The organism is Comamonas humi (assembly GCF_054782535.1).
Map to the genome: position 1 here is coordinate 220997 of NZ_BAAGSH010000013.1, position 20900 is coordinate 241896.

Genomic DNA, 20900 nt, shown 5'->3' on the forward strand with positions numbered 1-20900 from the left:
TGACGGCCCTATTCTCGCATGGTCCAATTTGTATATACAACTTAGACAAATAAACATTTATTTGTATTATCAATAGAGACAAGCCGCCCGTAAGGAAACCTATGCAACCCACCAAGTCCGTCGCCCATGGTGCCGTCGAGACCCGCACCATCGACATGGTTCCGGAGCAGGAGCGCCACGGCTCCAGCTGGAGCCAGTTCACACTCTGGTTCGGCGCCAACTGCCAGATCACCGCGATCGTCGATGGTGCGCTGGCCATCGTGTTCGGCGCCGAGGCCATGACCGCCATCATCGGCCTGCTGATCGGCAACGTCCTCGGCGGCATCGTCATGGCGCTGCACTCCGCCCAGGGCCCGCGCCTGGGGCTGCCGCAGATGATCTCCAGCCGCGTGCAGTTCGGCGTCAAGGGCGCCTCGCTGCCGCTGGTGCTGGTGGTGCTGATGTACCTGGGCTTCGCCGCCACGGGCACGGTGCTGTCCGGCCAAGCCATCAACCGCATGTTCGGCTTCTCGTCCCCCGAGACCGGCATGCTCATCTTCGGCGCGCTGACCTCCCTCGTCGCCGTGGTGGGTTACCGCCTGATTCACGTGCTCGGCCGCGTGGCCACGGTGATCGGGCTGCTGGGCTTCGCCTACCTGGCCGTGCGCCTGGGCACGCAGTACGACGTGGCCGGCGCCTTCGGCCAGAAGCCCTTCACCTGGGCCACCTTCCTGCTCGCGGTGGCCCTGTCGGCCGGCTGGCAGATGACCTTTGCGCCCTACGTGGCCGACTATTCGCGCTACCTGCCGTCCAAGACCTCCACCGCTCGCGCCTTCACCACCACCTTCCTGGGCAGCGTGATCGGCGCGCAGATCGCCATGACGCTGGGCGTGCTGATCGCCGCGCTGGGCGGCCAGTTCCTGAAGAACCAGGTCGGCTTCCTCGGCGACCTGGCCGGCCCTGCCGCCATCGTGATCTACCTGGTGATCGTGTCGGGCAAGCTGACGGTGAACTGCCTCAACGCCTACGGCGGCTGCATGACCATCCTGACCACGGTCAGCGGCTTCAACAACAAGACGCAGATCTCGCCCGCCGCGCGCATCGCCTACATCATCGGCTTCGTGCTGCTGTCGCTGGGGGTGGCCCTGCTGGCCAGCGCCGACTTCCTGAACAACTTCAAAAACTTCATGCTGCTGCTGCTGACCTTCTTCGTGCCGTGGAGCGCAGTGAACCTGGTGGACTACTACCTGGTGTCCAAGGAGCGGGTCGACATCCCCGCGCTGTACGACCCCCAGGGCCGCTACGGCAGCTACAACTTCATGGCGCTGGGCTGCTATGTGCTGGGCATCCTGGTGCAGATCCCGTTCCTGAACCAGGCCCTGTACAAAGGCCCGGTGGCCGTGATGCTCGGCGGCGCCGACATCTCCTGGATCGTCAGCCTGGTCGTGACCTCGCTGGTGTACTACCCGCTGGCCAAGCGCAGCATGGATGTGCCGCAGCAGATGGTCTACCCCGCCAGCAGCACGCCTGCCCCCGCAGCCCCCCAGCCCGGCGCGTACGCCGCGGCGAACCACATCCACGCCAAGCCCTGACGGCTGGCCCCTCCTCCCATTCCCCCCTTTTTCAAAGACACCACCATGACCACCAACATCGACCCCCGCATCGACCCCACCCGCGTCATCCGCGCTCCCCGCGGCGCCCAGCTCCACTGCAAGAACTGGATTGCCGAGGCGGCCTACCGCATGCTGCAGAACAACCTCGACCCGGAGGTGGCCGAGAACCCGCAGGCCCTGGTGGTCTACGGCGGCATCGGCCGCGCGGCGCGCAACTGGGAATGCTTCGACCAGATCCTGGCCTCGCTCAAGGACCTGAACGAGGACGAGACCCTGCTGGTGCAATCGGGCAAGCCCGTCGGCGTGTTCAAGACCCATGCCGGCGCGCCCCGCGTGCTGCTGGCCAACTCCAACCTGGTGCCGCAATGGGCCAACTGGGAACACTTCAATGAACTCGACCGCAAGGGCCTGTTCATGTACGGCCAGATGACGGCCGGCAGCTGGATCTACATCGGCAGCCAGGGCATCGTGCAGGGCACGTTCGAGACCTTCGTCGAAGCCGGCCGCCAGCACTACAACAACGACCTCTCGGGCAAGTGGATCCTGACCGCCGGCCTCGGCGGCATGGGCGGCGCCCAGCCGCTGGCGGCCACGCTGGCCGGCGCCTGCTCGCTGAACATCGAATGCCAGCAAAGCAGCATCGACTTCCGCCTGCGCTCGCGCTACCTCGACGAGCAGGCCACCGACCTGGACGACGCGCTGGCCCGCATCCAGCGCTACACGCAGGAGAAGAAGGCCATCTCCATCGGCCTGCTGGGCAATGCCGCCGAAATCCTGCCCGAGCTGGTGCGCCGCGCCCAGGCCGGCGGCATCAAGCCCGACCTGGTGACCGACCAGACCTCGGCCCACGACCTCATCAACGGCTACCTGCCTGTTGGCTGGAGCGTGGCGCAGTGGAAAGCCGCCCAGCGCGACCCGGCCCAGCACGCCAAGCTGACCGATGCCGCCGCCCGCGGCTGCGCCGTGCATGTGCAGGCCATGCTGGACTTCCAGGCCATGGGCATCCCCACGGTGGACTACGGCAACAACATCCGCCAGGTGGCGAAGGACATGGGCGTGGAGAACGCCTTCGACTTCCCCGGCTTCGTGCCGGCCTACATCCGCCCGCTGTTCTGCGAGGGCAAGGGTCCATTCCGCTGGGTGGCGCTGTCGGGTGATCCGGAAGACATCTACAAGACCGACGCCAAGATCAAGGAACTGTTCCCGAACAACAAGCACACGCACCGCTGGCTCGACATGGCGCGCGAGCGCATCGCCTTCCAGGGCCTGCCGGCGCGCATCTGCTGGCTGGGCCTGGGCGAGCGCCACCTGGCGGGCCTGGCCTTCAACGAGATGGTGAAGAACGGCGAGCTCAAGGCCCCCATCGTCATCGGCCGCGACCACCTGGACACCGGCTCGGTGGCCAGCCCCAACCGCGAGACCGAGTCCATGAAGGACGGCACCGACGCCGTCTCCGACTGGCCGCTGCTCAACGCGCTGCTCAACACCGCCGGCGGCGCCAGCTGGGTCAGCCTGCACCATGGCGGCGGCGTGGGCATGGGCTACTCTCAGCACTCGGGCATGGTCATCGTGGCCGACGGCACCGACGCCGCGGCCGACCGCCTGGCGCGCGTGCTGGTCAACGACTGCGGCTCGGGCGTGATGCGCCATGCGGACGCGGGCTACGAGCTGGCCATCGAGACCGCGCGCAAGCAAGGGCTCAAGCTGCCGATGATCAAATAAGCACCACACTGCGAACCATAGATACCACGGAGGAAAGAACATGGCCCATCTGCCTATCCACCCCGGCCGCCTGCGCCTTGCCGAGCTGCGCCAGTGCTACGAGCAGCCGGTGCAGCTGCAGCTCGACGCCAGCGCCGGCGCGGCCATAGCCGCCTCCGTGGCCTGTGTCGAGAAGATCATTACCGAAGGCCGCACGGCCTACGGCATCAACACGGGTTTCGGCCTGCTGGCCTCGACCAAGATCGCGCCCGAGGACCTGGCCCGGCTGCAGCGCTCGCTGGTGCTGTCCCACGCCGCCGGCGTGGGCGAGGCGCTGGACGACGCCATGGTGCGCCTCATCATGGTGCTCAAGATCAACAGCCTGGCGCGCGGCATCTCCGGCATCCGCCGCGTCGTCATCGACAGCCTCATCGCGCTGGTCAACGCCGAGGTCTATCCGCACATCCCGCTCAAGGGCTCGGTCGGCGCCTCGGGCGACCTGGCGCCGCTGGCCCACATGTCGCTGCTGCTGCTGGGCGAAAGCAAGGCCCGCCACCGCGGCGAATGGCTGCCCGCCAAGGAGGCCCTGGCCATCGCCGGCCTGCAGCCGCTGACGCTGGCCGCCAAGGAAGGCCTGGCGCTGCTCAACGGCACCCAGGTGTCCACCGCCTATGCGCTGCGCGGCCTGTTCGAGGCCGAGGATCTGCTCGCCGCCGGCCTGGTCTGCGGCAGCCTCAGCGTGGAGGCACTGCTCGGCTCGCGCCTGCCCTTCGACGCACGCATCCACGCCGCGCGCGGCCAGCCGGGCCAGATCGACGTGGCCGCGGCCTTCCGCGACCTGCTCACGCCGGCCAGCGAAGTGGGCGAGTCGCACCGGGACTGCGACAAGGTGCAGGACCCGTACTCGCTGCGCTGTCAGCCCCAGGTCATGGGCGCGTGCCTCACGCAGTTGCGCCAGGCCGCCGAGGTGCTGGCCATCGAGGCCAATGCCGTGTCCGACAACCCGCTGGTGTTCGCCGAGCAGGGCGACGTGGTCTCGGGCGGCAACTTCCACGCCGAGCCGGTGGCCATGGCGGCCGACAACCTGGCGCTGGCGCTGGCCGAGATCGGCGCGCTGTCCGAACGCCGCATCTCGCTGATGATGGACAAGCACATGTCGCAGCTGCCCCCGTTCCTGGTGAACAACGGCGGCGTGAACTCCGGCTTCATGATCGCCCAGGTCACGGCCGCGGCCCTGGCCTGCGACAACATCTCGCTGGCGCATCCGGCCAGCGTGACCAGCCTGCCCACCTCGGCCAACCAGGAAGACCACGTCTCGATGGCGCCGAACGCCGGCAAGCGCCTGTGGGCCATGGCCGAGAACGTGCGCGGCATCCTCGCCATCGAATGGCTGGGCGCCTGCCAGGGCCTGGACTTCCGCACGGGCCTGAAGACCTCACCCAAGCTCGAACAGGCCCGCGGCCTGCTGCGCGCCAGCGTGCCCTTCTACCAGGAAGACCGCTTCTTCGCGCCGGACATCGAGGCCGCCAGCACCCTGCTCGCCAGCGGCCGCCTGAGCAGCCTGGTAGCGGCCGACCTGCTGCCTAGCCGCTGAGAACGCGGGCACGGCAGCTATACAAACAGGAGCTTCTTGCGCTTGATAGACAAGCACTTCAGCGATGATCCATATCAGAACCATTGCTGATCAAGCGCAAGGCGCTATCAAATTAAAATCATTTTTTTCAGGACTCCCGCCATGACGACCGCTGCAACGCCCAGCCCCTCCGCCGACGGACGCTGGCTCAACCTGCGCCTGGCGCCCGCGCTGTTCGCCGCCGATGCGCCGCTGGCCGAGGGCGAGGTGGCCTGCATCGTGGTGCAGCAGGGCCACATCGCCTGGGTGGGGCCGCAGCAGCAGGTGCCGGCCGCCTACGCCGCCCTGCCCGCGCATGACGGCGGCGGGCAGCTCGCCACGCCGGGCCTGATCGACTGCCACACCCACCTGGTCTATGGCGGTCAGCGCGCCAACGAATTCGCCATGCGCCTGGCCGGCGCCAGCTACGAAGAGATCGCGCGCGCCGGCGGCGGCATCGTCTCCAGCGTGAAGGCGACCCGCCAAGCCAGCGAGGACGAGCTCTACGCGCTGGCCCTGCCGCGCCTGCAAAGCCTGCTGCGCGAAGGCGTGTGCGCCATCGAGATCAAGTCGGGCTACGGGCTGGCGCTGGAGCACGAGCGCAAGCAGCTGCGCGTGGCGCGCCGCCTGGGCGAGGACCTGGGCGTCACCGTGCGCACCACCTTCCTCGGCGCGCATGCGCTGCCGCCCGAATATGCGGGGCGCAGCCAGGACTACATCGACCTGGTCTGCAACGAGATGCTGCCCGCACTCGCGCAGGAAGGCCTGGTCGACGCGGTGGATGCGTTCTGCGAGCGCATCGGCTTCTCGCTGGCCGAGACCGAGCAGGTCTTCCGCACGGCGCAGGCACTGGGCCTGCCCGTCAAGCTGCATGCCGAGCAGCTCTCGAACATGGGCGGCTCGGCGCTGGCCGCGCGCTACGGCGCGCTGTCGTGCGACCACATCGAGCACCTCGACGCCGCCGGCATCGCCGCCATGCAGGCCGCCGGCACCGTGGCCGTGCTGCTGCCCGGCGCCTACTACTGCCTGCGCGACACCCACATGCCGCCCATCGCAGCGCTGCGCGCGGCCGGCGTGCCCATGGCCATCTCGACCGACCACAACCCCGGTACCTCGCCGGCGCTGAGCCTGCTGCTCATGGTCAACCAGGCCTGCACCCTGTTCGGCCTGACCGTGCCCGAGGCGCTGGCCGGCGTCACCCGCCATGCGGCGCAGGCCCTGGGCCTGCAGGACACGCACGGCACGCTGGCCGCGGGCCGCCCGGCGAACTTCGTGCTGTGGCCGCTGGCGGAGGCCGCCGAGCTGGCCTACTGGCTGGGCCAGCGCCCCGCCTGCACCGTGGTGCGGCAAGGCCGCATCCACGCGCCCTGACCTTTCCCCATCCAACCCGAAAAAAAGCGCCCCCATGTCCTCCATCCCCACCGACACCACCTGGCCCTGGACCGGCCGTGTGGACACCGAAGAAACCGGCCCCACCACGCGCTGGCACCAGCGCGTGCGCCCCTTCGACGCGCGCAGCGCCGGCGGCGTCGCCCTGATGGGCTTTGCCGTCGACGAAGGCGTGCGCCGCAATGGCGGGCGCCAGGGCGCCGCGGGCGGGCCGAAGGCGATGCGGTCGGTGCTGGCCAACCTGGCCCTGCACGACGACAGCATGGCCCTGTGGGATGCCGGCGATGTCTCGTGCCCCGACGGCCGGCTGGAGGCCGCGCAATCCGCACTGGCTGGCCGCGTGGCCCAGGCGCTGGCCCAGGGCTGCCGCCCGCTGGTGCTGGGCGGCGGGCATGAAGTCGCCTGGGGCAGCTTCCAGGGGCTGGCGCAGCACCTGCAGGCCCAGGGCAGCCAGCCGCGGCGCGTGCTGGTCGTCAACCTCGATGCGCACTTCGACCTGCGCACCGCCAGCGAGGCGAACTCCGGCACGCCGTTCCGCCAGATCCAGGGCTGGTGCGCGCAGCAAGGCTGGCCCTTCGAGTACCGGGTCTTCGGCATCAACCGCGACGCCAACACCACGGCCCTGTTCCAGCGCGCGCACGACCTGAACGTGCCCTACTGGCTGGACGATGCACTGCAGACGCCCGAGGGTGCGGCCCAGGCCTGCGCCGCGCTGGCCCGCGACCTGCAGGCCTGCGACGCCGCCTACCTCACGGTCTGCCTGGACGTGCTGCCGATGAGCCTGGTGCCCGGCGTCTCGGCACCCGCCGCACTGGGCGTGCCGCTGCCCGTGGTGCAAGGCCTGATCGATACCGTGCTGGCCAGCGGCAAGCTCGCGCTGGCCGACATCGCCGAGCTGAACCCAGCCTTCGACCGCGACGCGCACAGCGCACGCGTGGCGGCCCGCATCGCCGCGCGCATCGCGCTCGGCGCGCACCGGCAATAGCGCTCACTGCGCCGGGTCGCGCAGCTCCCAGCGGATGCGATCGATCTCGGCCAGCGCTTCGGCCGGCAGGCGCGTGCCCCAGGCATCCAGGTCTTCGTCGAGCTGTGCCAGCGTGCGCACGCCGATGATGGTGCTGGCCACCTGCCACTTGGTGTAGCAGAAGGCCAGCGCCAGCGCGGCCGGCGTGAGGCCGTGGTCGCGCGCGAGCTGGTTGTAGCGCCGCGCGGCGGCCAGCGACTCGGGCCGGCCCCAGCGCTGCTTGCGCACCGATTTATAACTTGCGATGCGCGCGCCCTGCGGGGCACCGGGCCCGGTGAGACCGCTGGCATCGTACTTGCCCGTCAGCAGGCCAAAGGCGAGCGGCGAATAGGCCAGCAGCGAGACCGACAGCCGGTGGCAACTCTCGTCCATGCCGTTCTCCCAGCTGCGGTTGACCAGGCAGTATGGGTTCTGCACCGACACCACGCGCGGCAGCCCGTGCTGCTCGGCCAGGCGCACGAACTCGTGCACGCCGTAGGGTGTCTCGTTCGACAGGCCGATGTGGCGCACCTTGCCCGCCTTCACCAATCCCGCCAGCGCCTCGAGCTGCTCGTGGATGGAGGTCTGCGACTCCTCCTTGGCCGGGTCGTAGTACGGGTTGCCGAAGGCCGGCACATGGCGCTCGGGCCAGTGGATCTGGTAGAGGTCGACCGCCTCGGTCCGCAGGCGGCGCAGGCTGCCCTCGCACGAGGCCACGATGTCCTGCGCCGTCAGGCCCTTGCCCTCGCGTATCCACGGCATGCCGCGCGACGGCCCGGCCACCTTGGTGGCCAGCACCACCCGCTCGCGCGCGCCGGGGCGGCCGGCGAACCAGCGGCCGAGGATGGTCTCGGTGGCGCCGTAGGTGGCCTCGCGGGCCGGCACGGCGTACATCTCGGCCGTGTCCCAGAAATACACGCCGCGCTCCAGTGCCCGGTCCAGCATCGCGTGGGCCTCGGCCTCGGCCACCTGCTCGCCGAAAGTCATGGTGCCCAGGCAGATGGGCGACACGCGCAGCTCACGCTGTCCCAGCCATACGTCTTGCATGCTTGTTCATCCCTTCGTCATTCGATGGAGCCAGTGTATCGGCCGCCTCCCCGCCCGCTGTCGCCCCCGCTACGGCGCTCCAGCACGGATATGGCATGCTCGGCGCCATGCCCAGCCCCTACGTTCCGCAACGCGCCGCCGCCTCGCGGCTGCTCACCATCCGCCAGCGCCCGCTGCACCTGCTGCAATGGCCGGCCACCCTGCCCACGCAGCCCCCGCTGGTGCTGTGCCACGGCTGGATGGACGTGGGCGCGTCCTTCCAGTTCGTGGTCGATGCGCTTGACGCGGACTTCTGCGCCCAGCGCGCCATCTACGCCCTCGACTGGCGCGGCTTCGGCCAAAGCCGCAGCCAGCCGGCGCCCGACCACTTCGTCTTCGCCGACTACCTGGGCGACCTGGACGCGCTGCTCGACGAGATCGCCCCCGGCCAGCCGGTGGACCTGCTCGGCCACAGCATGGGCGGCAACGTGGTGATGATGTATGCCGGCACGCGGCCCGAGCGCGTGCGCCGCCTCGTCAACCTCGAAGGCTTCGGCATGCCGGCCACCACGCCCGACCAGGCCCCGGCGCGCTATCGCCGCTGGCTGGACGAGATGCGCGCCCAGCGCGGGGAAGGCAAGGAAGGTGAGGAAGGCACCGCGCTGCGCAGCTACGCCAGTGCCGCCGAGGTGGCCGCGCGCCTGCGCCGCAACAACCCGCGGCTGGCCGAGGACCGGGCCCTGTGGCTGGCCGGGCACTGGGCCGCACCGGACGGCGCGGGCCGCTGGCATATCCAGGGGGACGCCGCGCACAAGGTGGCCAGCGCCCAGCTCTTTCGCGCCGACGAGCTGCTGGCGCTGTATGCGGCCATCACCGCGCCCACCTTGATGGTGAAGGCCGCGCAGGACACCATGCAGGGCTACTGGCCCGGCCGCTACGGGCTGGACGAATTCCTGGACCGCATCCGCCGCGTGCCGCAGCTGCAGCTGGCCGACGTGGCCGATGCCGGCCACATGCTGCACCACGACCAGCCCGCGGCGCTGGCCCGGCTCATCGAGGCGTTTCTGGCAGCACCAGCTCCACGCTGACCACGGTGCCGCAGGGGCCGGACTCCAGCGTCAGCAGCCCGCCGATGCGCTCGGCCCGCGCCGCCATGCTGCGCATGCCCACCGACAGGCCGGCGCGCTGCACGGCCCCCAGATCGAAGCCTATGCCGTCGTCCTCGATGCCGATGGCCAGCACGCCCGGCCGTGGCTGCGCGCAGTCCACGCGCAGGTGGCGCGCCCGGCTGTGCTTGATCACGTTGGACAGCGCCTCCTCCACCAGCCGCGTCAGGCCCAGGCACTGCAGCGCGCTGGGGCGGTAGGACTCGGCCCACTGCGGCGCGATGTTCCACTGCGAGGCCACGCCCAGCTCGTCCAGGATGCGCGTGAAGCGGTGGCGCAGCGGCGCGGCCCATTGCACCGGCGTCGCGGGCACGCTGGCGCCGGCGCTGGAGCCGTGGTCTATCACCTGGCGCAGGTCGTCGCGCAGGCTCTTGAGCAGCGACAGCACCCGCTCGTTGGGCAGCGCCTCCCTGGCCTGCTCGACCAGCGCCATGCCGCGCACCAGGCTGCCGCCCAGGCCGTCGTGCAGGTCGTGGGCGATGCGCATGCGCTCCTGCAGCTTGGCGTGCTCCAGCGCCTGCGCATGCTCGCGCGCCTGCGCCTGGGCCAGCTGCTCCCGCGCATCGGCCACGCGCTCGGCCAGCGTGTGGTTGAAGCGCTCCATGTTGCGCATCTGCTGCACCAGCTGGCCGCCCAGCAGCAGCATCACCAGCACGATCACCAGCAGCCCGCTCATCGCCGCCCAGTCGCGCGCCACCTGCCAGCGGTCCAGCACCGAGAACAGGTTGTTCAGCGCCACCACCACGAACACCAGCCAGCACAGCGCCAGCAGCATGTGCCGCATCTTGCGGCCCCCGGGCCGGGGGCGCCAGGCGTGCCACTGGAACTGCAGGCCGTTCAGCAGGAACACCGCCATCGCCCCCTGCCACACCATGCCGAACCACGCGCCGGCCGCCTCGCGCGGCGCCAGCACCGCGGCCCCGGCGCCCAGGGCCGCCAGCCCCCACAGCACGCGCTCCACGCGCGGCAGCTGCTGCCCGCCAAAGCGCAGCGTGAACATGCACACGCACAGCACATAGCCCACCAGCGCCACCAGGCTGAAGCGGCTGCGGGCCAGCGAATCGGGCCAGGGCCACGGGGTTTCGGCCAGGTAGGTGGTGAGGTAGGCCAGCCAGGCCAGCGCCATCAGTCCAAACCAGCCGTAGGCGCGCTCCTGCCGGTGCAGCAGCCAGACCAGCAGGAACAGCGCCCCCGCCATGGCGCACAGTACGGCGTTGGCGAAATACACCGTGCGCTGGCGCCACAGGCTGTGGCCATACTGCTCGGCCACCGTGGCCGCATCGCCCAGCCGCAGCGCGCCCATGCCGGGCGACAGCGCCGGCATGCCCACGGCGCGCACCCAGATGCTGTTCGTGCCCGCGTGCAGGCTCGAAGCCGGCAGCAGCCACCAGCGCGGCACATTCCAGCTGCGCGACAGCGGCTCGACCAGCGAGGCGTCGCGCCACAGCAGGTCGCCGTTGCTGAACACCTCGCCCGCGATGCTGAGGCCGTCTATGCCCAATGCCACCGGCGCCGCCGGCTCCGCGCCGCCCGTGCAGCCCCGCTTCCAGTCGATGCGGTACCACACCGAGCCCTCATGCTGCGGCCAGCGGCGCGTCCAGACATCGGGCAGCTCCACCGGCGCCCAGCCCTGCGTAGGCCGGGCACTGCCGTCACCCTGCGCGCGCGCGGCCTGCACCGCCAGCACCTCGGGCGCGCAGGCGTCCGCCGGCTGGGCCCAGACCGGCAGCCACACCATGACCAGCAGCACGAGCATCAGCATGCTCCAGACCAGCCAGCGCTTCACCCGATCACCCCCCGCTCGCGCGCCGCGCGCACGGCCCCCGTGCGCGAGGACACGGCCAGCTTGCGGTAGATGCGCTTCACATGGCTTTCCACCGTGTAGCGCGACAGGAAGAGCTGCTCGGCGATCTCGCGGTTGGAGAGCCCGTCGGCCACCAGCCGCAGGATCTGGCCTTCGCGCTCGCTCAGCACCGCCTCGCCCGCGGGCGCCGCCGGGCCGGCCGGGGCCGGCGGGGGGAGCAGCTCCAGGATGCGCCGGGCGATGAACGGGTCGATGGGCGCACCGCCGCGCAGCACGCTGCGGATGGACAGCAGTACCTCGAAGTCGTCGCGCTCCTTGAGCACATAGCCCGTCGCGCCCGCGCGCAGCGCGCCCAGGATGGACTCCTCCGAACTCCAAGCCGACACCACCAGGATGCCCAGGCCCGGATCGTCGGCGCGCAGCTGCTCGATCAGCTCGCGCCCGTTGCCGTCGGGCAGGTGCAGGTCCACCAGCGCCAGCGCCACCGGCTGCGCCGCCAGGCAGGCCTGGGCCTCGGCCAGCGACGCGGCGAACAGCAGCGCATCCGCCGCATAGCCCAGCTGGCGCAGCACGCCGCGCAGGCGCTGCTGCAGCAAGGGTTCGTCCTCCACCACCAGCACGGGGACGGGCAGGGCCAGCTCGGCGGGAAAGATGGCGGGATCGGTCATGGTAGTTACAGCAAGAAACCAGCCCATGGTAGCCAGCGCCCCCGCCCTGGACATCACTGAAATTGGGTAATTTGCCCCCTGCGAACCCGTATGCCTACCGTTTTTCTGGATTTAATCCAATAAAAAACTATAAAAACATCTGGAAATCAAATAAAAAATCCATAAGCAACTGCATGCCGCATGCAATCCGCAGGCGGCGCCTCGGCGCGGGGTGCAGGGCTGTCAAAAAAGTAAGCTGCTCGCGCTCACTCTTCTTTGAGTTCACGCATAAAACACATCAAATCTCTTTTACATCAAGCGCTAAAAGCTATTAAAAATATAGCTACACACGACAGCTAAGGCGCACAGACGCGGCCGTTGCGGTGCAACCACAATGGTCTCCTCTGCACATCGCATCAGTACAATGGTTTGCAATTAAAACAAGTGGAAGCATCCGCCTGGCGGGCGCTGACCACCACAAAGACCGCGAATCAACCGCGTCAAACAGAGAGAGGGTCCATGCATCGCTTCAGATATCCCCTGGCCGCAGCTGCGCTGTGCCTGGCCGCCGCATCGGCGCGCGCCGACTGGGTGCTGCCCGCCGGCAGCACGGCCGACCTGGGCGGCGGCACGGCCAGCCTGGGCTGCGTCGATCTGCTCGACAGCGGCACGCTGGCCCTGAGTGGCGGCTCCGTGGTGACCGTGCAGGACGTAACCGTCTCTGCCGGCGCCCAGCTGCAGATTGACAGCGGCCAGATCGAGCTGGCCCAGCAATGGGACAACCAGGGCGGCGCCAGCGCCACCACCGGCCGGGTCACCCGCGTGGCCAGTGCCGGCTGCCCGCTGGTGGGCGCGGCCGGGCCGGTGTCGCTGCGCAGCGAACCATCGGCGCCGACACCCGTGCCGGCCACCGGCCCCGCCGCACTGGGCCTGCTGGCTCTGGCGCTGGCCCTGCTGGGCAGGCGCCGCCTGCTCCGCTGGCACCGCCGAGTGGCCTGAATCCCCTTCCCCCAAAAATTTCCGCCTCCACAGGAGCTTCTCATGCCCCGCCTTCTTCGCACCACGGCCGTGGCCGGCGCCGCCGCCCTGCTGGCCGGCCTGGCCAGCGCCGCTGACATGACCCTCACCCCCGCCAGTGGCAGCGGCGTGGTCATCTACTCGGCCCCCAACACCCCCGCCGTGCACGTGCAGCCCACGGGCGAAGTGCAGTTGCCCGGCCTGCCCGGCACCGCGGCCACCGGCACCAGCGCCGTCTGCCACGCGGCTGATGGCACCCTGCAGCGCTGCGACCCGGCAGCGCTCACCGGACCGCAAGGCCCCGTGGGACCGATCGGCCCGCAAGGGCCCCAGGGCGTGCAAGGCGTGCAGGGGCCGGCCGGCACGGGCCAGAACGGCACCGATGGCCACAACGCGCTCATCACCCTCAGCCTCGAGGCCGCCGGCGCCAACTGCGCCACCGGCGGGCAAAAGCTGGAAACCGGCGTGGACGCCAACGGCAACGGCACGCTCGACGCCAGCGAAATCGATGCGGCGCAGACCCGCTATGTGTGCAACGGTGCCCAGGGCGTCAAAGGCGATCCGGGCGCCAAGGGCGACACCGGCCTGACCGGGCCCACCGGAACGGCGGGCACGAACGGCACCAACGGTACGAATGGCACGAACGGAACCAATGGCAGCAGCGCAGTGCTGGCGCTGTCGGCGGAGCCGGCCGGCGCCAACTGCGCCAATGGCGGCCAGCGCGTGTCCTACGGCGTGGGCGTTGCCACGCAGACCAGCTACCTGTGCAACGGCGTGAATGGCATCAACGGCAGCCTGAGCCAGGTAGTACACGGCTGCTTTGTCGACGCCAACCCACTGGCCGCCGGCACGCCCGTCATCACCAGCGGTGCCGGGCTGTATGGAGTGAACAAGGCCGTCGGCGGCCCCGCGCCGCTCTACACCATCAACTTCGCCACCCCCTTCGCCGATGCCGCCTACACCGTGCTGCTCGACGGCCGCACCGCCACGGGCCGCGCACTGGCTCTGCCCGCCACGGGCAAGACGGTCTCCGGCCTGCAGTTGGCGCAAGGCTGGCTGGACCAGGGCAGCGAAGCCGGACAGTCGCTGTCCGTCTGCTTCATGCTCAACCGCTGAACCGCTTTTTCCCGCCCTTTCACTGGAGCCCACCATGCGCCCGTCCTCCAACCTCCTCGCCCGCTGGCGCCATTGCGCGCTGGCCGCCGCCTTGCTGGGCGCTGCAGCACCGGCTGCCCATGCGCAATCCGAGCCCTTTCTCGGCCAGTTGATGCTCTTCGGCGGCAATTTCTGCCCGCGGGGCTGGGCCAACGCGAGCGGCCAGATTCTGTCGATCGCCCAGAACACCGCCCTGTTCTCGCTGCTGGGCACCACCTATGGCGGCAATGGACAGACCACTTTTGCCCTGCCGGACCTCCGTGGGCGCGCCCCCATCAGCGACGGCCAAGGTCCGGGGCTCTCTTACTTCGATCTGGGACAGGTCGGCGGCACGGAGTCCACGACACTGACCATCAACAACATGCCTATGCATACGCACCAGGCAACCTATACCGCCACGCCCAATGCCAGCACCGCGCCGGCCACCAATGCCACCCCGGCAGCCGGCCAGGTGCTGGCCCAGACACAGAACGCCGGGGCCTATGCCAACGCCACCGCCGACACCACACTGGGCGGCAGTACCGGCACGGTGACAGTTGGGGTTACAGGCGGCAACCAACCGTTTTCGATACAGATGCCCTACCTGAGCCTGCGCTGGTGCATCGCGCTCGAAGGGGTCTTCCCCTCCCGCCCCTGAGGCGAAGCCCGTTGCGGGACATACCAGGCGGCCGGGCCTTCGCCTGCGCTGCCTAGAATGGGGCAGCCATACGCCCCTGTCCCGCCATGCGCCTCAACCCCGAACTCCAAGCCACCATCCAGTCCGCGCTGCGCAGCTTTGACGTGCACAGCCTGCACGACAACGCCCCGGCCCGCGCCGCCGTCGCTTTGGCGCTGGTCGAGGAAGGCCCCGGCGCCGCGCTGGACGGCATAGCTGATCCCACCGGCTGGAGCAACGAAGCCGCGCTGCTGCTGACCCGCCGCTCGAGCCAGCTGCGCCAGCACGCCGGCCAGTGGGCCCTGCCCGGCGGGCGCATGGACGCCGGCGAAACGCCCGAAGAGGCCGCGCTGCGCGAGCTGCACGAAGAGGTCGGCCTGCGCCTGCCGCCCGCGCAGGTACTGGGCCGGCTGGACGACTACGCCACCCGCTCGGGCTTTGTCATCACGCCGGTGGTGGTGTGGGCCGGCGCGGCGCGCGAGCTGGTGCCCAACCCCGGCGAGGTGGCCAGCATCCACCGCATCCCGCTCACCGAATTCCTGCGCGGGGACGCCCCCATCCTCGACCGCACCGAGCACTCGCCCCACCCGGTGCTGCGCATGCCGGTGGGCACGCGCTGGATCGCCGCGCCCACGGCGGCGTTCCTCTACCAGTTCCGCGAGGTCTGCCTGCGGGGCCGCGCCACGCGCGTGGCGCACTTCGACCAGCCGCAGTTTGCCTGGAAATAGCAAAAACCATAGCTGCTTGCGCTTATCGTATAAGCACCAGAGCCCGATTTCGCTTAAAAACCTGCCCCGCCGGCCTGCCCCCGGCGCCATGCGAAAATAGCCAGCTTGATTGAAAAAAGACAGGACACATGACCATGGACGCAGAACACATCAACCAGATCGGCAACACCCTCGAGGACCTGGGCGCACGCACCCAGGACCTACGGAGGTATCTTTGACTTCGATGCCAAGTACGAACGCCTGCGCACGGTAAACGCATCGCTGGAAGACCCGAACGTCTGGAACGACCCCAAGAAGGCCCAGGAGCTGGGCAAGGAAAAGAAGCTGCTCGACGGCGTGGTGCTGACGCTGGACAAGCTCACCCGCGAGCTGGCCGACAACACCGAGCTGTATGAGATGAGCAAGGAGGAAGGCGACGAGGCCGGCCTCATGACCATCGAGGCCGAGGCCGACAAGCTGCGTCCGCTGATCGAGGAGCTGGAGTTCCGCCGCATGTTCAGCCAGGAGGCCGATCCGCTGAACTGCTTCGTCGACATCCAAGCCGGCGCCGGCGGCACCGAGGCCTGCGACTGGGCCAGCATGCTGCTGCGCCAGTACCTGAAGTACGCCGAGCGCAAGGGCTTCAAGGCCACGGTCGAGGAAGAAACCCCCGGCGACGTGGCCGGCATCAAGAGCGCCACGATCAAGATCGAGGGCGAGTACGCCTACGGCCTGCTGCGCACCGAGACCGGCGTGCACCGCCTGGTGCGCAAGAGCCCGTTCGACTCGTCGGGCGGCCGCCACACCAGCTTCTCGTCGCTGTTCGTCTACCCCGAGATCGATGACTCCATCGAGATCAACATCAACCCGGCGGACGTGCGCACCGACACCTACCGCGCCAGCGGCGCGGGCGGCCAGCACATCAACAAGACGGACTCGGCCGTGCGCCTGACGCACATCCCCACCGGCATCGTGGTGCAGTGCCAGGACGGCCGCAGCCAGCACAGCAACCGCGACGTGGCGTGGCAGCGCCTGCGCTCGCGCCTGTACGACTTCGAGATGCGCAAGCGCATGGAAGAGCAGCAGAAGCTCGAGGACACCAAGACCGACGTGGGCTGGGGCCACCAGATCCGCTCCTACGTGCTGGACAACAGCCGCATCAAGGACCTGCGCACCAACGTCGAGGTCTCGGCCACGCAGAAGGTGCTGGACGGCGACCTGGACGTGTTCATCGAGGCCTCGCTCAAGCAGGGCGTGTAAGCTGAGCCCAGTGCCCAGCCGGGCCCGGCCTTCGTGCCGGGCGGCTGCCAACCAACCGATTTTGGAGAAACGCCATGATGCGTGAAGGACAAGCCCAGGCCGTCTACCGTGCCGACTACCAGGCTCCCGCATGGTGGATAGACACGGTCGACCTGACCTTCGACCTGGACCCCGCCAAGACCCGCGTGCTCAACAAGATGCGCGTGCGCCGCAACCCTGACGTGCCCGCGCAGCCGCTGCACCTCAACGGCGACGAGCTGAACCTGGCGCGCGTGCTGGTCAACGGCGCCGGCACCTCGTTCAAGATGGAAGGCAGCGACCTGGTGCTGGAGAACCTGCCCGAGGGTGGCGATCCGGTGGACCTGGAGATCTTCACCACCTGCGCGCCCGACAAGAACACCAAGCTGATGGGCCTGTACACCAGCAACGGCTCGTTCTTCACGCAGTGCGAGGCCGAGGGCTTTCGCCGCATCACCTACTTCCTCGACCGCCCGGACGTGATGGCCATGTACACGGTGACGCTGCGCGCGAACAAGGCGCAGTTCCCGGTGCTGCTGTCCAACGGCAACCTGGTCGAGCAAGGCGAATTGCCCGAGGGCCGCCACTTCGCCAAATGGGTCGATCCGCACAAGAAGCCCTGCTACCTGTTCGCGCTGGTCGCGGGCAAACTGGTGGCGCGCGAGCAAAAGATCAAGAGCCGCGCCGGCAACGAGCACCTGCTGCAGGTCTACGTGCGCCCCGGCGACCTGGAGAAGACCGAGCACGCGATGAACTCGCTGATGGCCTCCATCGCCTGGGACGAAGCCCGCTTCGGCCTGAGCCTGGACCTGGACCGCTTCATGATCGTCGCCACCAGCGACTTCAACATGGGCGCCATGGAGAACAAGGGCCTGAACATCTTCAACACCAAGTACGTGCTGGCGAGCCAGGCCACGGCCACCGACGCCGACTACGCCAACATCGAAAGCGTGGTGGGCCACGAATACTTCCACAACTGGACCGGTGACCGCGTCACCTGCCGCGACTGGTTCCAGCTCAGCCTGAAGGAAGGCCTCACCGTCTTCCGCGACCAGGAATTCTCGATGGACATGGCGGGCAGCGCGTCGGCGCGCGCCGTCAAGCGCATCGACGACGTGCGCGTGCTGCGCACCGTGCAGTTCCCCGAGGACGCCGGCCCCATGGCCCACCCGGTGCGGCCCGACAGCTACGTCGAGATCAACAACTTCTACACCGTCACCGTCTACGAAAAGGGCGCCGAGGTTGTGCGTATGCAGCACAACCTGGTGGGCCGCGAAGGCTTTGCCAAGGGCATGAAGCTGTACTTCGAGCGCCACGACGGCCAGGCCGTGACCTGCGACGACTTCGCCCAGGCCATGGCCGACGCCAACCCCGGCTCGCCACTGGCGCAGCACCTGGCGCAGTTCAAGCGCTGGTACAGCCAGTCGGGCACGCCGCGCGTGGCCGCCCGCGGCCAGTACGACGCCGAGGCCCAGACCTACACGCTCACGCTGTCGCAGTCCTGCCCGCCCACGGCCGGCCAGCCGGGCAAGCAGCCCTTCGTCATCCCCGTCACCATGGGCCTGCTCGGCGCCGACGGCCGCGCGCTGCCGCTGCACACCGACGGCGCCAACAGCGCCCAGGGTGGTGCCACCAGCCACACCATCGTGCTCACCGAGGCCGAGCAGACCGTGGTGTTCAGCCAGGTCGCGCAGGCGCCCACGCCGTCGCTGCTGCGCACCTTCAGCGCGCCGGTGGTGCTGGAGTGCGACTACAGCGACGACGACCTGCGCCACCTGCTCGCGCACGACGAAGACGCGTTCAACCGCTGGGAAGCCGGCCAGCGCCTGGGCTTGCGCATCGCTCTCAAAGCAATAGCTGCCAGCGCAGACCAGTCAAGCGCCGAAGGCCAATTTGACGCCAAACTTCTGCCGGACTCGTTCATCCAGGCCATGCGCGGCGTGCTGCGCGATCCACGGCTCGACGCCGCCTTCAAGGACCTGGTGCTGGCGCTGCCGTCCGAAAGCTACATCACCGACCAGCTCGACTCCGTCGACCCGCAGCGCATCCACGCGGTGCGCGAGGCCATGCGCCAGCAGCTCGCCACCGAGCTGGCCGAGGACTGGGCCTGGGTCTACGAGCAGCACCACGACACCGGCGCCTACACGCCCGACGCCACCAGCGCCGGCCGCCGCGCGCTGGCCGGCCATGCGCTGACCATGCTGTGCCTGGCCGCCCGCGCCTCGGGCGACACCGTCTGGCCCGGCAAGACGCTGCAGCGCTTCAAGGACGCCGGCAACATGACCGACCGCTACAACGCCCTGGCCGCCCTGGTGGCCAGCGGCAGCGAGCTGGCCGAGCCGGCGCTGGCGCGCTTCCACGCGCTGTTCCAGCACGACGACCTGGCGCTGGACAAGTGGTTCGCGCTGCAGGCCGCCGCGCCCGACGTGAACGGCAGCGCCCTGCCCGCCGTGCGCCGGTTGATGAAGCTGCCCGACTTCAACCTCAAGAACCCCAACCGCGCCCGCAGCGTGATCTTCAGCTACTGCAGCGGCAACCCGGGCGGTTTCCACCGCGCCGACGGCGAAGGCTATGCCTTCTGGGCCGAGAAGGTGATGGAGATCGACGGCTTCAACCCGCAGGTCGCCGCCCGCCTGGCGCGCGCGCTCGACCGCTGGAAAAAGCTGGCCGAGCCCTACCGCACCGCGGCCGGCAACGCCATCGCCAAGGTGGCGGCCAAGCCCAAGCTGAGCAACGACGTGCGCGAGATCGTCACGCAGGCGCTCAACCAGTGATTCCCGGATATTCCATTTAGAGGACAGCCATGAAACCCAAAATCTCCCTCTCGCGCTACCTGGTGGAGCAGCAGCGCGTGGACGGCCTGATCCCCGCGCAGCTGCGCCTGCTGCTCGAGGTGGTGGCCCGCGCCTGCAAGGGCATCAGCCAGTCCGTCAACAAGGGCGCGCTGGGCGGCGTGCTCGGCACGGCCGGCAGCGAGAACGTGCAGGGCGAAGTGCAGAAGAAGCTCGACATCATCGCCAACGAGGTGCTGATCGAGGCCAACGAATGGGGCGGCCACCTGGCCGCCATGGCCAGCGAGGAGATGGACAGCATCTACCTCGTGCCCAACCGCTACCCGCAGGGCGAATACCTGCTGCTGTTCGATCCGCTCGACGGCTCGTCCAACATCGACGTGAACGTCTCCATCGGCACCATCTTCAGCGTGCTGAAGAAGCCCGAAGGCCACCCCGGCGTGACCGAGGAGGACTTCCTGCAGCCCGGCAGCAAGCAGGTCGCCGCCGGCTACTGCGTCTACGGCCCGCAGACCACGCTGGTGCTCACTGTGGGCGACGGCGTCGCCATGTTCACGCTGGACCGCGAGGCCGGCTCCTTCGTGCTGGTGCAGGAGAACGTGCGCATCCCCGAGGACACCAAGGAATTCGCCATCAACATGAGCAACATGCGCCACTGGGACGCCCCGGTGAAGCGCTATGTGGACGAATGCCTGGCCGGCGTGGAAGGCCCGCGCGGCAAGGACTTCAACATGCGCTGGATCGCCTCGATGGTGGCCGACGTGCACCGCATCCTCACCCGCGGCGGCATCTTCATGTACCCCTGGGACAAGCGCGAGCCCAACAAGCCCGGCAAGCTGCGCCTGATGTACGAGGCCAACCCCATGGCCTGGCTGGTCGAACAGGCCGGCGGCGCCGCCACCAACGGCCGCCAGCGCATCCTCGACGTGCAGCCCACCAAGCTGCACGAGCGCGTCAGCGTCATCCTCGGCTCAAAAAATGAGGTCGAACGCGTAACCAGCTACCATTCCTGATATAATCGACAGTCTTACGCCGGTGTAGCTCAGTCGGTAGAGCAGCTCATTCGTAATGAGAAGGTCGCGTGTTCGATTCATGTCTCCGGCACCAAGGTAAATAAGGAAACCCCGCTATCTCAAAAGTAGCGGGGTTTTTCTTTTCATGGATCGTCAGCGTGGAGGCAACCATGAGACCTGAGCGATGCCGGCCGCGAGCGCTTCGGCGTGGCGCTAGTCGACATGCAGGCGCTGATGCGCAGCGGCTGGGAACTGCGGCTGGTGGTGCAAGGCGGTCTGACCAAGTGCAGGCACAGCGGGGCAGCAGCCTGCAGGCGCGCCGCCCGCTGGATCACCGGGCATC

The 20900-nt window shown here is 68.9% G+C and carries 16 protein-coding genes and 1 tRNA gene; 14 read left to right on the plus strand and 3 right to left on the minus strand.

From position 1 onward, the window contains the following. The first annotated feature begins 101 nt into the window (after window positions 1–101). The 5 genes from ACYVKR_RS15170 (at window position 102) to hutG (ending at window position 7279) form a co-directional block, all read left to right on the plus strand. The gene (locus ACYVKR_RS15170) at window positions 102–1571 is read left to right on the plus strand and encodes a purine-cytosine permease family protein (RefSeq protein WP_460481767.1); all 1470 of its coding nucleotides are present in this window, start codon (window positions 102–104) and stop codon (window positions 1569–1571) included. A 45-nt stretch (window positions 1572–1616) separates the two neighbouring features. Then, on the plus strand, window positions 1617–3314 hold the full coding sequence (gene hutU, locus ACYVKR_RS15175; RefSeq protein WP_460481768.1) for a urocanate hydratase: 1698 nt from the start codon (window positions 1617–1619) through the stop codon (window positions 3312–3314). A gap of 40 nt (window positions 3315–3354) precedes the next feature. Continuing rightward, window positions 3355–4887, plus strand: coding sequence for a histidine ammonia-lyase (gene hutH / locus ACYVKR_RS15180; protein ID WP_460481769.1), 1533 nt, complete (start codon window positions 3355–3357; stop codon window positions 4885–4887). 141 nt (window positions 4888–5028) lie between these two features. Next, window positions 5029–6276: an imidazolonepropionase gene (gene hutI, locus ACYVKR_RS15185; protein ID WP_460481770.1), complete on the plus strand. Its 1248-nt coding sequence runs from the start codon at window positions 5029–5031 to the stop codon at window positions 6274–6276. Between the two features lie 34 nt (window positions 6277–6310). After that, the gene (hutG, locus tag ACYVKR_RS15190; protein ID WP_460481771.1) at window positions 6311–7279 is read left to right on the plus strand and encodes an arginase family protein; all 969 of its coding nucleotides are present in this window, start codon (window positions 6311–6313) and stop codon (window positions 7277–7279) included. Between the two features lie 3 nt (window positions 7280–7282). Here hutG and ACYVKR_RS15195 read toward each other — a convergent pair whose 3' ends face one another. Continuing rightward, window positions 7283–8344, minus strand: a complete 1062-nt coding sequence (locus ACYVKR_RS15195; RefSeq protein ID WP_460481772.1) for an aldo/keto reductase — start codon at window positions 8342–8344, stop codon at window positions 7283–7285. Window positions 8345–8439: 95 nt separating this feature from the next. On the opposite strand from ACYVKR_RS15195, the gene ACYVKR_RS15200 reads away from it, so the two are divergent. Next, the gene (locus ACYVKR_RS15200) at window positions 8440–9411 is read left to right on the plus strand and encodes an alpha/beta fold hydrolase (protein ID WP_460481773.1); all 972 of its coding nucleotides are present in this window, start codon (window positions 8440–8442) and stop codon (window positions 9409–9411) included. On the opposite strand, the gene ACYVKR_RS15205 is transcribed toward ACYVKR_RS15200, so the two are convergent. Together ACYVKR_RS15205 and ACYVKR_RS15210 are read right to left on the minus strand one after the other, a co-directional pair. Next, window positions 9374–11245: a sensor histidine kinase gene (locus tag ACYVKR_RS15205; RefSeq protein ID WP_460481774.1), complete on the minus strand. Its 1872-nt coding sequence runs from the start codon at window positions 11243–11245 to the stop codon at window positions 9374–9376. The two genes, ACYVKR_RS15200 and ACYVKR_RS15205, sit on opposite strands and share 38 nt — an antisense overlap. A gap of 26 nt (window positions 11246–11271) precedes the next feature. Then, a complete protein-coding gene (locus tag ACYVKR_RS15210; RefSeq protein ID WP_460481775.1) occupies window positions 11272–11961 on the minus strand; it encodes a response regulator transcription factor in 690 nt (229 codons plus the stop codon). Between the two features lie 498 nt (window positions 11962–12459). Between ACYVKR_RS15210 and ACYVKR_RS15215 the strand changes: the two genes are divergently transcribed. The 8 genes from ACYVKR_RS15215 to ACYVKR_RS15250 all read left to right on the plus strand — a co-directional run bounded on the left by ACYVKR_RS15215 (window position 12460) and on the right by ACYVKR_RS15250 (window position 20651). Beyond that, complete coding sequence (locus ACYVKR_RS15215; RefSeq protein WP_460481776.1) at window positions 12460–12939, plus strand: hypothetical protein; 480 nt, start codon at window positions 12460–12462, stop codon at window positions 12937–12939. Between the two features lie 42 nt (window positions 12940–12981). Further along, window positions 12982–14073: a collagen-like domain-containing protein gene (locus ACYVKR_RS15220; RefSeq protein ID WP_460481777.1), complete on the plus strand. Its 1092-nt coding sequence runs from the start codon at window positions 12982–12984 to the stop codon at window positions 14071–14073. A gap of 34 nt (window positions 14074–14107) precedes the next feature. Then, the gene (locus ACYVKR_RS15225) at window positions 14108–14749 is read left to right on the plus strand and encodes a phage tail protein (protein ID WP_460481778.1); all 642 of its coding nucleotides are present in this window, start codon (window positions 14108–14110) and stop codon (window positions 14747–14749) included. Window positions 14750–14835: 86 nt separating this feature from the next. Then, window positions 14836–15495 (plus strand): NUDIX hydrolase, encoded by a 660-nt coding sequence (locus tag ACYVKR_RS15230; RefSeq protein ID WP_460481779.1) that lies wholly within the window; start codon window positions 14836–14838, stop codon window positions 15493–15495. Between the two features lie 134 nt (window positions 15496–15629). Beyond that, window positions 15630–16734, plus strand: a protein-coding gene (gene prfB, locus ACYVKR_RS15235; protein ID WP_460481780.1) for a peptide chain release factor 2 whose coding sequence is annotated in 2 segments (ribosomal slippage) — window positions 15630–15710 and window positions 15712–16734 — 1104 coding nt in all. Because the reading frame shifts where the segments join, the coding sequence is not laid out codon by codon here. Window positions 16735–16811: 77 nt separating this feature from the next. Beyond that, window positions 16812–19526 carry an aminopeptidase N gene (gene pepN / locus ACYVKR_RS15240; protein ID WP_460481817.1) on the plus strand — a complete coding sequence of 905 codons (2715 nt, stop codon included), beginning with the start codon at window positions 16812–16814 and terminating at the stop codon, window positions 19524–19526. Between the two features lie 29 nt (window positions 19527–19555). Further along, a complete protein-coding gene (locus ACYVKR_RS15245; protein WP_460481781.1) occupies window positions 19556–20557 on the plus strand; it encodes a class 1 fructose-bisphosphatase in 1002 nt (333 codons plus the stop codon). A gap of 18 nt (window positions 20558–20575) precedes the next feature. Next, window positions 20576–20651 (plus strand) — tRNA-Thr (locus ACYVKR_RS15250). Window positions 20652–20900: the final 249 nt, after the last annotated feature.

Excerpts from the sequence above, each read along its gene's own strand:
- ACYVKR_RS15170 (WP_460481767.1), top strand. The coding sequence starts at position 102 with ATGCAACCCACCAAGTCCGTCGCCCATGGTGCCGTCGAGACCCGCACC.
- hutU (WP_460481768.1), top strand. The coding sequence starts at position 1,617 with ATGACCACCAACATCGACCCCCGCATCGACCCCACCCGCGTCATCCGC.
- hutH (WP_460481769.1), top strand. The coding sequence starts at position 3,355 with ATGGCCCATCTGCCTATCCACCCCGGCCGCCTGCGCCTTGCCGAGCTG.
- hutI (WP_460481770.1), top strand. The coding sequence starts at position 5,029 with ATGACGACCGCTGCAACGCCCAGCCCCTCCGCCGACGGACGCTGGCTC.
- hutG (WP_460481771.1), top strand. The coding sequence starts at position 6,311 with ATGTCCTCCATCCCCACCGACACCACCTGGCCCTGGACCGGCCGTGTG.
- ACYVKR_RS15195 (WP_460481772.1), bottom strand. The coding sequence starts at position 8,344 with ATGCAAGACGTATGGCTGGGACAGCGTGAGCTGCGCGTGTCGCCCATC.
- ACYVKR_RS15200 (WP_460481773.1), top strand. The coding sequence starts at position 8,440 with ATGCTCGGCGCCATGCCCAGCCCCTACGTTCCGCAACGCGCCGCCGCC.
- ACYVKR_RS15205 (WP_460481774.1), bottom strand. The coding sequence starts at position 11,245 with ATGCTCGTGCTGCTGGTCATGGTGTGGCTGCCGGTCTGGGCCCAGCCG.
- ACYVKR_RS15210 (WP_460481775.1), bottom strand. The coding sequence starts at position 11,961 with ATGACCGATCCCGCCATCTTTCCCGCCGAGCTGGCCCTGCCCGTCCCC.
- ACYVKR_RS15215 (WP_460481776.1), top strand. The coding sequence starts at position 12,460 with ATGCATCGCTTCAGATATCCCCTGGCCGCAGCTGCGCTGTGCCTGGCC.
- ACYVKR_RS15220 (WP_460481777.1), top strand. The coding sequence starts at position 12,982 with ATGCCCCGCCTTCTTCGCACCACGGCCGTGGCCGGCGCCGCCGCCCTG.
- ACYVKR_RS15225 (WP_460481778.1), top strand. The coding sequence starts at position 14,108 with ATGCGCCCGTCCTCCAACCTCCTCGCCCGCTGGCGCCATTGCGCGCTG.
- ACYVKR_RS15230 (WP_460481779.1), top strand. The coding sequence starts at position 14,836 with ATGCGCCTCAACCCCGAACTCCAAGCCACCATCCAGTCCGCGCTGCGC.
- pepN (WP_460481817.1), top strand. The coding sequence starts at position 16,812 with ATGCGTGAAGGACAAGCCCAGGCCGTCTACCGTGCCGACTACCAGGCT.
- ACYVKR_RS15245 (WP_460481781.1), top strand. The coding sequence starts at position 19,556 with ATGAAACCCAAAATCTCCCTCTCGCGCTACCTGGTGGAGCAGCAGCGC.